12 protein-coding genes are annotated in these 14,394 nt (G+C 49.8%); 5 read left to right on the top strand and 7 right to left on the bottom strand.

All coding sequences use genetic code 11. The features are described from left to right. Positions 1 to 225 precede the first annotated feature (225 nt). Positions 226 to 1,860 (top strand): L-aspartate oxidase, encoded by a 1,635-nt coding sequence (gene nadB, locus E1189_RS14115; RefSeq protein WP_230460401.1) that lies wholly within the window; start codon positions 226 to 228, stop codon positions 1,858 to 1,860. Here nadB and E1189_RS26275 read toward each other — a convergent pair. Together E1189_RS26275 and E1189_RS14110 are read right to left on the bottom strand one after the other, a co-directional pair. Then, a complete protein-coding gene (locus E1189_RS26275; RefSeq protein WP_408014740.1) occupies positions 1,857 to 2,300 on the bottom strand; it encodes a protein YgfX in 444 nt (147 codons plus the stop codon). The two genes, nadB and E1189_RS26275, sit on opposite strands and share 4 nt — an antisense overlap. Further along, positions 2,297 to 2,599: an FAD assembly factor SdhE gene (locus E1189_RS14110; RefSeq protein ID WP_155160971.1), complete on the bottom strand. Its 303-nt coding sequence runs from the start codon at positions 2,597 to 2,599 to the stop codon at positions 2,297 to 2,299. The genes E1189_RS26275 and E1189_RS14110 overlap by 4 nt, the downstream gene beginning before the upstream one ends. Positions 2,600 to 2,907: 308 nt before the next feature. On the opposite strand from E1189_RS14110, the gene ygfZ reads away from it, so the two are divergent. Continuing rightward, on the top strand, positions 2,908 to 3,846 hold the full coding sequence (gene ygfZ / locus E1189_RS14105) for a CAF17-like 4Fe-4S cluster assembly/insertion protein YgfZ (RefSeq protein ID WP_196221437.1): 939 nt from the start codon (positions 2,908 to 2,910) through the stop codon (positions 3,844 to 3,846). Positions 3,847 to 3,864: 18 nt separating this feature from the next. Here ygfZ and E1189_RS14100 read toward each other — a convergent pair whose 3' ends face one another. Both E1189_RS14100 and E1189_RS14095 read right to left on the bottom strand, forming a co-directional pair. Next, positions 3,865 to 9,309, bottom strand: a complete 5,445-nt coding sequence (locus tag E1189_RS14100; RefSeq protein WP_155160969.1) for a PAS domain S-box protein — start codon at positions 9,307 to 9,309, stop codon at positions 3,865 to 3,867. 112 nt (positions 9,310 to 9,421) lie between these two features. Further along, positions 9,422 to 10,540, bottom strand: a complete 1,119-nt coding sequence (locus E1189_RS14095) for an enoyl-CoA hydratase/isomerase family protein (RefSeq protein ID WP_155160968.1) — start codon at positions 10,538 to 10,540, stop codon at positions 9,422 to 9,424. Between the two features lie 148 nt (positions 10,541 to 10,688). Here E1189_RS14095 and E1189_RS14090 point away from each other — a divergent pair, with 148 nt between their 5' ends. From E1189_RS14090 to E1189_RS14080, 3 genes are read left to right on the top strand one after another with little or no spacing between them, the layout of a single operon-like run. Continuing rightward, positions 10,689 to 11,072, top strand: a complete 384-nt coding sequence (locus E1189_RS14090; protein WP_155160967.1) for a hypothetical protein — start codon at positions 10,689 to 10,691, stop codon at positions 11,070 to 11,072. Between the two features lie 42 nt (positions 11,073 to 11,114). Next, positions 11,115 to 12,194, top strand: coding sequence for a DUF1521 domain-containing protein (locus E1189_RS14085; RefSeq protein WP_155160966.1), 1,080 nt, complete (start codon positions 11,115 to 11,117; stop codon positions 12,192 to 12,194). Further along, complete coding sequence (locus E1189_RS14080) at positions 12,194 to 12,502, top strand: hypothetical protein (protein WP_155160965.1); 309 nt, start codon at positions 12,194 to 12,196, stop codon at positions 12,500 to 12,502. Before E1189_RS14085 ends, E1189_RS14080 begins: the two co-directional genes overlap by 1 nt. 8 nt (positions 12,503 to 12,510) lie before the next feature. Here the strand turns inward: E1189_RS14080 and ung are convergent, their stop codons facing one another. The 3 genes from ung to E1189_RS14065 form a co-directional block, all read right to left on the bottom strand. After that, on the bottom strand, positions 12,511 to 13,245 hold the full coding sequence (gene ung, locus E1189_RS14075) for a uracil-DNA glycosylase (RefSeq protein ID WP_329602042.1): 735 nt from the start codon (positions 13,243 to 13,245) through the stop codon (positions 12,511 to 12,513). 30 nt (positions 13,246 to 13,275) lie between these two features. Next, entirely contained in the window at positions 13,276 to 13,581 is a 306-nt protein-coding gene (locus E1189_RS14070; protein ID WP_155160964.1) for a PA3694 family proteiin, read from the bottom strand. Positions 13,582 to 13,656: 75 nt separating this feature from the next. After that, positions 13,657 to 14,373: a TetR/AcrR family transcriptional regulator gene (locus E1189_RS14065; protein ID WP_155160963.1), complete on the bottom strand. Its 717-nt coding sequence runs from the start codon at positions 14,371 to 14,373 to the stop codon at positions 13,657 to 13,659. Positions 14,374 to 14,394: the final 21 nt, after the last annotated feature.

The raw sequence follows: 14,394 nt of genomic DNA, 5'->3' as shown, positions 1-14,394 counted from the left end.
TCCATGGTTTGATTCATTTTTTTCAAATTTGTGAAATTCCGGTGGCAGGCATCTGGTTTCTGTGCGCCTGTGGTGAAGCTATCCCGACAAAATGTCATGCATAAAATACAAAATTACGATGATTTACTAACCGTAGTCATTTCTTCTTATACATCTCTGCCTTAAGATTCACTCTAGCAAAAACATTATGCATCCCTGCACAACTTTTCGATAGCACATCTATCTATGCCACCACACACGATGCGACCTCATTCCAAGCCGTCCAACCGGCAGCAGGAACTTCATTACGACGCCCTGATTATTGGCAGCGGCGCAGCGGGATTAACATTGGCCCTGCATCTGGCAGAAAACGCCAGAGTTGCCGTTATCAGTAAACGTACCATGGAAACCGGCGCCACCTGGCGAGCACAGGGTGGTGTTGCCGCAGTACTTACTGGTCAGGACTCTGTTGATCAACATGTGAGCGACACATTAAATGCTGGCGCCGGTTTATGTCAGGAGCCAGCCGTTCGCTTCACAGTTCAAAACGGCCCGGCGGCCATTCAATGGATGATTGATAAGGGTGTCCCCTTCACCCGAAATGGCGACAATGAGGACTACCATCTCACCCGAGAAGGGGGCCACAGTCAGCGGCGCATTATTCATGCTGCCGATACCACGGGCCTGGCCATCGGCAATACCCTGCTACAAAGCACCAAAGATCATCCATCGATTGATTTGTATGAAGGTCATCTTGCCATCGACCTTGTGACCACCCGTAAACTGGGCATACCAGGCCTTAACAAGTGCCTTGGGGCTTACGTACTGGATATTGACCGCGATACCGTCAATCTGTTCCGGGCAAAATCTGTAATTCTTGCAACGGGCGGTTCCAGCAAAGCTTACCTGTATACCAGCAATGAAGACAGTGCATCAGGTGATGGCATTGCCATGGGCTGGCGTGCGGGTTGCCGCGTGGCCAATATGGAATTCAATCAGTTCCACCCAACCTGCCTGTATCATCCGAATGACCGTTCTTTCCTGATTTCTGAATCCGTGCGCGGGGAAGGTGGTCGCCTGCTATTACCCGATGGTACGCGGTTTATGCATCACTTTGACGAGCGTGCTGAACTGGCACCGCGAGACATTGTTGCCCGGGCTATCGACCATGAGATGAAGCGCCTGGGGATAGACTGTGTGTATCTGGATATCAGTCACAAACCAGCATTATTTATTAAGGAGCACTTCCCGGCCATCTACAATCGCTGCAAAGAGATTGGTATCGACATCACCAAAGAGCCGATCCCCGTTGTACCCGCTGCCCACTACACCTGTGGTGGATTGCTGGTCAATCACGAAGGTCGCACGGATGTGGATCAACTCTACGCCATTGGGGAAACCAGCCACACCGGACTGCATGGTGCAAACCGTTTAGCCAGCAACTCTCTTCTGGAGTGCCTGGTGTATGCCCGTTCGGCAGCAAGTTATATTGAATCCCGTCTTGGGGAGCCTCTGGAAGATGTCTCTATCCCAGCCTGGGATGCCAGCCGGGTGACCGATTCCGACGAAGATGTGGTCATCAGCCACAACTGGGACGAACTACGCCGCTTCATGTGGGATTACGTAGGCATTGTGCGCACAAGTAAACGTCTGCTTCGGGCAAAACACCGTATCACCCTGTTACAAAAGGAGATTGATGAGTTCTACAGCAACCACCAAATCAGCAACGACTTTGTGGAGCTTAGAAACCTTGCCCAAGTGGCCGAACTCATTATTGAAAGTGCTTTGACGCGCAAAGAATCCCGAGGCCTGCATTACACTCTCGATTACCCCGAGAAGTTGCCTGCTGTATCCGATACGGTTCTCACACCTGACGCTTAAGAGCCCCCAAGAAGCAGGTGCACCCGGAGCCTTCGAAAAGGCTCCGGGGCAACAGCATCACGAAAAATAACCACCCGTCTGTACCGTTTCTTCCCATCAATCTGAACCTGAAATGAGAGAACAGTAAGAAAAGGCGTTATTAGCCGCTCTCCTGTCAGTTCTGCCTCCAGCCACTGTCCAGAGCACTCTTCTGAAGACCCCTGCAGCGTCCATTCACCTTCAGAAAAACGCAGAGATCGGACAGACGAAGAAGCATTTCGCACATAATCACGGCGCCACAAATAGAAAAAGGAAAAACCAATTGCTGGCCATAAGGCAATAGTCAGCAGGCCAACCGAAGAAAAGAGAGGAATAAAAGCTGCAAAGAGGTGAACACACGAGGCCAGCCTCAGCCAGACGGCAGACCGGCCCAGTTGTATATCCAGAGTTCCGCCCTTCAATGAACAGGAGACAGAGAGCGGGCACGCTCAAGAATCATGGAAACCATTGCGGCCAGCTCAGGCTGTTCAGGGGTTTCCTTTTCCATAAACCAGACAAATAAATCTGCATCTTCACAAGACAGCAGGGTATTGTAGGTGATCTTCTCATCAGCACTCAGCTCGGGATACACCTCGCGAGAGAAGGGAACCAGCAAGACATCCAGCTCCAGCATGCCACGACGGCTGTGCCAGAACAGACGATTCATCTCCTCCTGAGAAGGGCGATTGTGTTGTGTTGTGTGTTCTGTTGAATGTGTCATCTGCAATTCCTGTAGCAGGATTTTATTATGTGGCCTCATTATAGGAGGGGGGCCTTCGACCTCAAGGGCTTCTCAACTTCTATTTAAGTACCCGGACCATTGCTTTCGCATAATGGTGGCGAGTGAATTTTTTCGCTCTTCAAGGAACAACGTCGGGAGCGTAGCCCGCAACGTGACCAGAGCTGTGACGCAGCAAGGGCGGAAAAAGACGCCGTCAGACTATGCGAAAGCAATGGTCCGGGTACTTACAGTTAGCAAAATCCTCTATCATGGCTCTATCATTCCTCAGAATCATTGACGTTGAAAAAATGAGCAGCGGATCACAACCCTATCTGACCAGGCTGGATCACCAGCATCTTTTATCCTTCTCCGGCCAGGAGAGCAAAAAATTTCTTCAGGGGCAGCTGACATGCGATGTCGTTAAACTGGAAAATAACCAGACCGTTTACGGGGCCTGTTGCACCCCTAAGGGGCGCATGGTGGCGAACTTTCGTACCATCGCCCATAACGATGATCTGATTCTGAGCCTGCCTGCAGACCAAAGCGAAGTTCTGCACCAGCATCTGAAAAAGTACGCCATGTTCTTCCGTACAGTATCTATTGAGAACGTGAGTGAAAGCTGGGTGCGTATGGGGCTTGGCGGTAAAGGTGCTGCCCCCCTGATTGCCAGTGTTTTTGGTGAGCAACCGACCGACTCTGCGGTCATTGAAGGGGACGCAGGATTGGCTTTTGTCGCCTCAGACCACAGCCAGCGTTTTGAACTGTGGATCAAGCCTGAACAGGCCGAGGCCGTTTGGGAAAAGCTTTCAGAAAAGGCTACTGCGGTTCCAACAACCCACTGGCAGCTGGCTGATATTAAAGATGGCATCGCCTGGGTGACTGAAGCCTCTCGGGAAGAGTGGATTCCTCAGCACCTCAACTGGCAGGCTGTAAACGGTGTTTCCTTCAATAAAGGTTGCTACACCGGTCAGGAAATCGTGGCCCGTATGAAGTATCTGGGCAAGCTGAAAAGCCGGCTCTATCGTTTCACTCTTGAGGGGCAGAACGTACCTGCCATTGGCTCAGTGATCAATAACGAAGCAGGGAACAAAAGCGGAAATCTTGTATCGGCTCTCGCATCCCCGGCCTCAAACACGGTTGAGTTAATGGCTGTGGTTCGCAAGGATGATATTGAATCCGCTATGACACTGGCCGAAACCAACACTCCACTGTACCTGCAAAGCCTTCCCTACGACGTCGAAGATTAAGTGTGCAGGCAAAACCGGTTACGCCGGTTCTGCCTGAGAACCCTCCAGCTCTTCAACCGCCCTGGCGGCAGCGTCATAGTCGAACCGTTCAATATGCTCCTGAATGCTCTTCAGGTGTGTTTTGTAGGCCTGATCCGTCAAAACCTGTTTTAAAGAAGTAAATGTTTCCGAAGCTTCAAAGTCACCTTCCAGAAGCTGGCTTTGAAGCTGTTTGAGAAGAGCGATCTTGTCAGCACTTGACCCTGCACTCCCTTCCCCATTGTTATTGCCATCTGAATATGAGTCGTCGTCAGGATCAGAAAGCGCCTGAAGGCCAGATAGAATGTCCCCAAGAGTGCCCACCAGTTTTTCAACGGGTTCACCCAGCTCATCCTTACGTTCCTGGCTGGCTAAACGCTCTACTGTTGAGGCAATAGACTCCAGCACCTCCATGCCCAGATTACCTGCAACACCTTTCACGGTATGGGCGAGGAAACGTAGTTCATGGAGATCGCCCATAACCAGTGCTTTACGAACAGAATCTCCCATCTCCTGATTATCCTGCCTGAACCGGAATAACAACTGACGATAAAGCTTCTCATCACCCATCAAGTGTTTCAGCCCTTTTCTTATGCTGACACCCGAAATCTCAGGCAAACCACTGGCAACGGCTTTTGCCTGTTTGGCAGGAGCGGGAGCAACCACGTCATTCGTGACGACAGGAAGATATTTGGCCAGCACACTGTGCAAATGTTCAACAACAAGGGGCTTGGAGATGTGGTCGTTCATACCGGCTGCGATACAACGATTGCGATCCTCTGCCATGGCGTGAGCAGTCATAGCAACGACTGGCAAGTGCAATCTATCTGGTAATTGACGTACAGCTCGAGCCGCACGGTAACCATCCATCTCCGGCATCTGGATATCCATAAACACCAGATCAAACTCTTCCTCGGAGATTTTTTCCACCGCCAGACGGCCATTATCAACCACCGAAACATCAGCACCAATTTTGCCAAGAAGCGCCAGAGCAACCTGCTGGTTCACCACATTATCTTCTGCCAGAAGAATCCGGTTATGACCCTCCACCAGCTTTATGGACCCCAGTCTCTGGGGTTTCTCAATAACTGCTGGTGCCTCCGTTTTTTTCAGCAACACATCAAAAAGGAAGCAGCTACCCTGCCCCAGCGTGGATTCAACGCGAATGGTTCCGCCCATCAGCGCCACCAGACGCTTACAGATAGTCAGCCCTAACCCTGTTCCCCCAAAGCGGCGGGTTGTAGAGCTATCCACCTGAGAGAAAGAGTCAAACAGGGCAGGTAGTTTGTCAGGAGAGATCCCAATACCGGTATCCCGTACAGCGAAGTAGAGGGCAACACCGTCAGGTTCCGGCCTGCCATCCTCTGTCATGTTACAGGTGGGAATAACCTTAATATCAACATGAACGGCCCCCGCAAAGGTGAACTTGATACCGTTAAAAATCAGGTTCAACAGAATCTGCCCTAAACGCAGGGAGTCCCCTTCCAACCACTGCGGTACGTTGTCATCACAGTGGATATAGAATCCGACCCCTTTGTTACGAGCCTGGATGGACACCATATCCTCAATATTTTCCAATACCTTGGGCAGGTAAAACGGTGCTTTCTCCAGTTCCAGTTTCCCGGCTTCAATTTTGGAAAAATCGAGAATATCGTTAATGATACCCAACAGAATTTCAGCGGCATTGGAGACTTTGGAAACATAATCTTTCTGAACAGGGTCAAGTTCCGTTTCCAGAGTGAGCTGGCTCATGCCAATAATCGCATTCATGGGCGTGCGGATTTCATGGCTCATATTGGCCAGAAACTCACTCTTGGCATGGCTGGCCTTGTCCGCCTCATCTTTGGCGTTGCGCAGGGCTTCTTCCTGGGCTTTACGTTCCGATATGTTACGCCCGGTGGCGAACATAAAGCCTTCGCCCTCATACTCCATATAGTTCGCAGTTATCTCTACTGGAAAAACAGAACCATCATGGGTTTTTCTGTAGGTTTCGTAAGTGCAGATGCCCATATCTTTGAGCTGCCCCCAAAACTCTTTCCAGCTATCAGCACTCATATCCGGATTGATATCCAGAATAGTCTTACCCAAAAGTTCCTGGCGGGAATAGCCCAGAGCCAGAGCCGCAGAGCCATTGGCATATTTGTGGCTGCCATCCTCACGTAACCAGTGAATATGGTCACCACAGCGATCCAGAGAGAAACGAGCCATCGCTAACTCCCTTTCCCACTCCCGCTGTTCAGTAATGTCGATGATGGTGCCAATAGCGCGTACCGGAACTTCATTTTCATCCCGTCCAATCACCTTACCCTTCATGCGAACAGTGGCGTAGCTGCCATTTTTGCAACGCAGACGAAACACTATCTGGAAGGGCAGATCACTGGAACGAAAAACCCGTTCAATATACTGGATCGTGGCTGACTTATCGGAAGGATGAATCATCCGTCGCCAGGCTGATTCCGTATCCTGAATATCCCCGGCTTTATAACCCAGCATCTCCATATAGCGGGCACTGTAGTAGATGCGGTTTTTCGACAAGTCCCAGTCCCACAAACCATCGGTTGCCGCCTCCATAGCCAGCTGATAACGCTCTTCACTGGAGCGCAAAGCCTCTTCTGCCTGCTTACGGGAATAGTTAATGGCCACCAACTCACCCACACGCCGCATAAGCATGGTTTCATCAGTGCCCCATACTCGATCATAGGTACAGACCTGCCCCAAAAAGCCAACCACTTTACCAGCCTGCAACATGGGAACATGGATAACCGATTGTGCACCCAATCCCTGCATCACTTGAGAAAAGACGGGGTATTCATCTTCCAGTTGCGATAGCTTGACCTGTATCACACTGCCAAGCAGTGGCGTGTTATACAGGTCGTGATAGTCAGAACTGGTCAGCGCCTGTAACAGGCCAATGTTCTCCATGCCAGACGCCTGAAAGCCTCCGACCCAGGGCACAGATGGCTTCGGCCCATCGGCGTTAGCTATAACCACCCAGCTATAGAGTGAGTTTTGGAACGCGGTCAATGTTTCCAAAGATTCGTAAACCGCCTCATCAAGAGAGCAATCCATAAACTGACGTGTAATAGAGCTGAGAATGCGGTCATTTTCTGCTCTGGTACGGAGCATGGCTTCCACTCGCTGGCGCTCGGCAATCTCACGGAACAGCTTTCTGTTCCAGTACACAAACATAATCAGGATTGCGAGAACAAAAGTGATAGCAGCCAACGCACCAGGCGGCAACGTCAGTGTAGGGTTGTTAAGATTGATCCAGTGCTCTTCTATCTCAAGGGCCTTTTCCCGGGATATACTGGCCAGTGCCTTATTCATAACCAGATTCAGCAGAGTATTATCGGCGCGGGATGCTATTTTCAGGTTATGCCGTATACCAGCTTCATCGATCACCATCAGGTTGGTAAGATCCAGGCGATCAATCAGGTATTTTGCTGTAGCAAGATTGGTCACAAAAGCGTCCAGAGTTCCTTCTGCAACCTGGGTCATACCCTGTTCAGCTGTATCCATTTCTTCCAGCGTCAAATCAGGATAAACACTGGAAAAGTAATCCTTCGTTCCAAAGCCTTTCATAAAGCCCATACTTGCCCCCCTGAAGCCGTCTCCTATAGAGGATGGCTGATAGGTCTTGCGAGTAACCACAACCGTTGGGATATTTTGCAAAGGCCCTGAGTAACGAATGTTTTCAGGAGGTGGTGCTGTTGTTTCCACTTTCAGAATGGGAGCAATAGCAACGCTCTCCTGCATCAGCTGCTTCTTGCTACTCTCCCAGTCATCAATGACCTGAAACGAGAAGCGCACGCCTAAACGCTGCTCAATAATATTCAGGTAATCAATGGCAATACCTTCCATCTGCCCGTCATCCCCGATAAAAGCCAGAGGAGGAAGGTTGGCACTCAGCATAACCGGAATAACGGGATTCTGAGCCAGCCAACGTTTCTCTTGATCCGTCAGTTTCAACGTTGTATCGGACTCTCTGAAATAGCGGTACTGGTATTCCTTAATCCAGCGAGATTCAAGGCCCATCAGCTCATCATAAGTAAACTGCTGAAGCCCCTTTATAACCAGAGGGTCAAGCTCCTCACGATCTTTTCGAATAGCCGGGCTGATTACTTCACGAAGCTGGTTGTTATCAACCGGAACAATCGTTCTATTGAGGGATGATTGTTTCAGAAGGTGCGCAATCGCTACCTCTTCTGCCACAAATGTACGAATGGAACCACTGGACAGTGCCCGAATCATATCCAGATTCGACCCAAACAGAATAACCTGAGATTCCTTGAAATAGCTTTTTACATAATCCTCTTGAGCGCTACCTCGAACAACGCCCACCCTTTGATTTTTGAGGGTTGCAATATTACCAATAGGACCAGCGTCTTTACGGTAATAGAAGGTTGAGGAAACCAGATAATTGGAATCGAGCAGTTTCAGGTTTCCCCATTTTCCCTTGGCTCTGGACATGGTGCCATAGATATCAATCGTACCGTTTTCCAGTGCCTGTAAATTGTCATAGGGGGCTGCGCTCTTCAGGATAATGGGGATACCCGTTTTTACTGACCAGTTTCGCCAAATCTCAACAAAGAGACCACTGGGCTCCCCCAGCGTATTTGAAAACGACAGTGGGGGCATATCATTATCAACAGCAATAATCAGGGGTGTTTTTTTCTGCTGGGGCGTCAGTGTTGTTTTTGCTTTGGTAGCAGCAATATTATCTCCCCAGTTCAGAAGTGAGTGACTGGAAAAGAGTCTCAAAGTGTCAACTAAATCCAACTTTTGCTCAGGGATATAGGCCGCGTAGTAAACGACCGGATGCTCAAGATCGATTTTTTCAAACTCGGATGCCATGCCCAGAACATCCAGATAATCCTGCACTGGAGTCTCAAAGGCGAACAGCCAGCGTATATCTTTTTTCTGGATTTTGCGGCTCAGACCATTGGTATCGGTAATCTCTTCCAGCTGCCACTCGGGATGATGCTTCTTCGCCCATAAAGCTGCCAGAGTACCTTTCCACACAGCCACGGGTTCTCCCGGCATGGGCTGGTCACTTTTAATACCTTTTCCACGAAACAGCCCAAGAGGAATGTTTGCCAGTGGCGTCAGCCCTTCGCAGGAGTCCCCCTCACAGAAACTGGTTTGAATATCACTGTGCCCTGAGATAACCGCTGCTCTTGCTTCAGCAGAGCTACTGAACCCCTGAAGAGTAACAGCCTGCCCATACTTGCTGCTCCACGCGCTCCAGAAGCTGCGCATATTGGCCAGCGAAGCTCCCTGATCTGCAACATATTCGTTTTCGAAACCATTGAAGTACGCTACCTTAAGAGGCCTGTCAGACTCAGGGGCTCTGAGAAAAACAACCAGCAAAAGAGCGGATAAAATAACGAAAAAGCGGAACCAAATAGACCTTCCGGGCACTATCGCTTTGATCTGTCCTAACATCGACACCACGGGCAGAGTTGTGGGGAAATAGGCATATTGTATAAGAAGCCACTTCCCCGCAAAGAGATAAAGGTCAAAAAATATGTAGTTGGATCACAAAAAAGTGCTCCCCTTACAAATTCACAAGGGGGTGCTCCTCATCACTCCAGAGAGAGTGGAAATAAGGCCGCAAGTCAGCATCATTAACCTGTTCAAGGCTGGCCGGTCTCCAGGACGGCTGACTCCCCCGCTCTAACAGCAGTGCCCGAACACCTTCTGCAAAGTTCGGTCCACGCAGGCAGTTCACCGCCATATTCAGCTCCATGCGGAACACATCAGCGAGAGACAAGTGCCGGGAGCGAGCCAACTGCTCAAACACCAGACCGGCTGTTAATGGACACCCTTTCTCAAGGGAGTCTCCTGCCCTCTGCCACCATTCACCGTTCTGACGTCGGATACCGGCCAATACTTCTTGTGGTGTGTCTGCATCCGTGACTTGCTGAATGGCAGAGAAGTTTTTTTGCAGAGAAGATTCTGGAAGCTCAAGCGCCTGATCCTCCTCCAGGGAACGCAACAAGCCCGACAGCCGTATATGGTTGCCTCTGTCATCATGGCTCCAGTGTGCGCCCTGCAGAGCCTCCAGAACCTGCGGCAGGGACGTACTGTCGAGGTAGCGGTCAGCCATCCCACAGAACAACGCATCAGCTGCATTTATCCGTGTACCTGTTAACCCCAGAAACAGCCCAATGCGCCCAGGCATTCGCCCAAGAATCCAGCTTCCACCCACATCGGGGAATAACCCGATGGAGACTTCCGGCATAGCCAGTTTGGAGGACGGTGTGACCACACGGTGAGAAGCACCGGCCATCAAACCTATCCCCCCTCCCATCACTATGCCACTCCCCCAGCACAGCACGGGTTTAGGGTAGGTGTGAATCAGATAGTCCAACTGATACTCACGGGAGAAGAAAGCTTCGCCATAAGGGTTGACACCAAAATCATTCTCAATCACAGACCTGTGTAACTGACGAATATCGCCACCGGCACAGAACGCCTTCTCCCCTGCCCCGTCGAGCAGGAGTACAGCAATGCTTTTATCGCTCTTCCACTGCAGCAGCTGTTCATACAAGGTATCAATCATATCCAGAGTCAGAGCATTCAGACTGCTCTGGGCATCCAGAGTCACATGGGCAATTTTATGCTCTGACGCTGTTGTGTATTCCTGAAAGCGAATCTGACATTTTTCTGTCATTTCTCTTACCCTCCCCCCGTTATCAAAGTCATGTGCCATTAGGCCAGCCACTTTACTGCCTTTCAAGGCTATGAGCATAACTGTGGTTAAAGAGCCGAACACGACACACGATAACCTATTTAGAATCCAAGACTGGAGTTGTTGGACAATGCCTGTTTCCTGCGAAATGAACCGTAAAAAAGTCAAATCAAAGTCAGAGCTTCTCTGCGACAAAATTGATGGCATCATCAAGCAGGCTCAGAAGCAGATAACAGCGTTCACCAAAACCAAGAACGAGCTGGAGTTTGAATCAGGCCTGTTGAAAAAAGCCATGAGCATGAAGCTTGGTTCTGAAGAAGATATCAGGCAAGTGGCTGCAGATATGAAGACCTGGAAAACTGAGGTTAAGTCTGATGTGAAGTCAGCAGTTAATGCCAAAAAGCAGGAGCTTCGTTTTGAGCGTAAAGAGCGCCGCAAGATGCTCAAATTGCCTGAGACCGAGAAGAAGACCACAGCCAAACGCACCAGAAAGAAGCGTGGCGGTTTCATTTAAGACAGCAGCTTCAGAAAAGCCGACTTTTAAGGAGAACATGCCATGAGCGGCATTCATGCAGGTGGTAATATTGGAGGCATTAACCAACAGGCCGGAGTGCAAGGGGTTAATGTTGATGCCACTGACAAAAGCCTGAGTATTGGTGACCTTAACCTGCTGGTGACTCTGGAACGGGCAGAAATTCTTGACAGCCAGATCCGTGATCAGATCAACGTGGTCGACAAGAAGAACAAGCAGATCCGCGCCCTCAATCAGCTACAGTCCAAGCTTCTCAATCACAAGAACACAACCGCAGCGGTGAGTGAAAACACCTGGACTGTCAACCACGATTCCAGCCCCAAGGAAATTGCCCTTGATAACGGCTATAAGGTCCAGATTCATGGTGAGCAGGAAAGCTTCTCCATCGTTGATGCCAATGGCAACGCCACCAAGATATGGGGCGATCCTCATGTAAGTGAAAGTGACCGCGGCGGTGACATGCAGTGGGATTTCCAGCAAGACGCCACCTTTATGCTGGATGACGGCACCAAGATTACAGTAAAAACAAAAGATCTTGGCCGAAGTGGCCAACTTGACAAAAGCGTATTTGCCGACCAGCTGGTTATCACTAAGGGCAACCAATCCGTTCATGTTACCGATATTGCGGCTAACAATCCTCAAATTGGAGCGCCTGAACTGAATGGTGGCCAACTGGATGCCGACACTAACGACGGTTACATCTTCAAAATGGGTGACCAGGCGGATGACTGGTTATTCGAAGGTGAAGAGATCACCGGTGAGTGGAAAAACGTAACCGCAGGCAAAAGCGAACTGGTTCACGAAGAAATTGTTGAAGCCAACCAGACTATCCAACAGTTACTGACTCCAGAAGAACATGCTCTACTGGAAGAGCTGGGTATTACTGTCTACGACGCCAGTGGCTCAGGCATGCTCACGCCGGAAGAGATCACCAACCTGTCGAACCAGATAGGCAGCGCGAAAGAGTCTCTGACCAGCACCTCACAGCTGGACATGGTGATGCTGCAATCATTAACCAATAAACATCAGCAGGCGACGTCTCTCGCATCCCAGATCGAGAAGAAAGTACACGACGAAGCCAAGAGCATTATTAACAAAATCTAATGACAACAGAAAACAACAAACTCCACGAAACCATTGCCGACAGCGACAAGCTGATCAAAACTGGCGAAAACAGTCTCAAGCGAATGGAAAAAATTCGCAAGGAGCTGGGCTTGAGCGCGGGAGCCAGCAAAGAGTTTCTGGAGCATATTCCCGACAGCGCCGAGAAAACCCAAAAAGCTCAAAAGGAGCTGAAGCAGTTTATGGATAGTGTCGACGCTGACGAGCAAGCGGAAGACTCAAAGAGCAAAAAGAAAAACAAAAAGCGCAGCCGTCTGGCCAAAGCCATGAACAAAAAGCTGCGCATCTAGCAGGCAGATTAAACCAACTCAGTCTGCCTGTTACCCTCAGCAGCAACCATCTCATCTAACTGCCAGTTCACCGGCTGATAACCATTGTTAGCCAGATACTCATTGGCCCGTGAAAATGGTCGGCTGCCAAAAAAGCCACGATAGGATGACAGTGGCGATGGATGTGGCGACTTGATCACACAGTGGCGATTTGTGTCAATAAAACTCCCTTTACGCTGGGCGTAGCTTCCCCAGAGAATAAAAACCAGATGCTCCCGGCTGTCGTTCAACTCCCGAATGACCCGATCAGTAAACTCTTCCCAGCCCTGCCCTTGATGGGACGCCGCCTGTTTATGCTGAACGGAGAGCACGGCGTTAAGCAGCAGAACCCCTTCTTTCGCCCACTGTTCCAAAAAACCATGGTGAACGGGGGGAATGCCTAAATCACTTTCCAGCTCTTTATAGATATTCACCAGAGAGGGTGGCGGCTGAACACCAGGGCGTACAGAAAAGCTCAAACCATGGGCCTGTCCCGGGCCGTGGTAAGGGTCTTGCCCAAGAATCACAACCTTTACATCCTCAAAGGCCGTTAAATCCATAGCCCGAAAAAACTCCGAGCCCTTGGGATAAATCGCCTTTCCTGCCTCCTTCTCACTCACGAGAAACGAGCGCAGCCGTTGCATATAATCTTTTGAAAACTCATCAGCGATGCGATTTTTCCAGCTGTCTGCCAGTTTGATCTTAGAGATAGCAGTCTCAGGCACAAGATTGCTCCTTATTGAGAAACATACGTCTTATTGAGAAACACACGTCACAGGCCTTTTTTTCTGATCAACCAGCAACCCATTTGCTGCTTTCGACGCTTTTGCAGAATCCATTACCAGATAACCGTCTGCACAGCGCGCCACGAACTCAGCAGGTTTTGCAGAAACAGTCTGGCTCAGGCCCGGAGTATTAGCGAGCAGGGAAAATTCGGAGATATACAAAGCATCCACTTCCGAGGAATGCCTCACATAACCATGAGTGTGCAGAGCCGCAACAGTTCCCAGAATAGAAGCGACAGCTACAAGAATAAGCTGCGTTGTGTGATTAAATGTCATAAACCCCGCCTCAGCACCTTTTCAAATATACGCTATGCGGGGTTATTCTATAGAGGATACTCACCTCGTGGAAACTCAGTGGGACAATGGCTCCTCAAAAACGCCATGAAGCATATGCTGCAGACCACGGCTAACCAAACTGCGACTTCCCTGCTCATCAAACACGCCTGACGGCAACATGAGTCCTTTGTATTCTGCTGCAAAAATCAGCTCTGTCATCAGCACCGCATCCATATCCGGCGCTTTGGAACCAACCTCAGAGAACAAACGCTTTAAATCCGTATGAAGATATGCTGCGTGCTTACTGGCTATGGTTTTAAGATTATCGTTGCGCAAACACTCAAGGCGAAACGCCTGTTCTGCCAGCAGATAGTCGCGGTGTTCAAGAAGCTGCTTACGCAGGTATCGAACAACCAGATCGATCAGGAAGGCCATCATGACTGGACGCTTTTCCGGCACATCCCGTATCTGATGCAGGGCATCAGATAAAACCTCTTCTGACTCATCCCAAAAGGAACGGTATTTATCGGTACCCACTTCCACAAAGAGAGTAAAAGTGTCGGTAATAAGATCGGAAATATCTTTGAAGTAATAGGTAGTGGCGGACAGAGGAACGTCGGCCTCTTTGGCAACAGCCCGGTGGCGCACTCCCCTTACACCTTCTCGGACAACGATACGCAAAGCGGCTTCAAGAATCGCTTTACGGCGCTGTTCGCTACCCGCTCTGCTTGTTTTACGACCCTGATATTTCAGGGAAGGTGCTTTATCAGATGCTTCTTTGATTGCTTCCATCGGAAAAGCCTTTGTTATGTT

The sequence above is a fragment of the Parendozoicomonas verongulae genome, assembly GCF_009711465.1.
Taxonomy (GTDB): Bacteria; Pseudomonadota; Gammaproteobacteria; order Pseudomonadales; family Endozoicomonadaceae; genus Sansalvadorimonas; species Sansalvadorimonas verongulae.
This window is presented reverse-complemented; position numbering and strand designations above follow the sequence as displayed.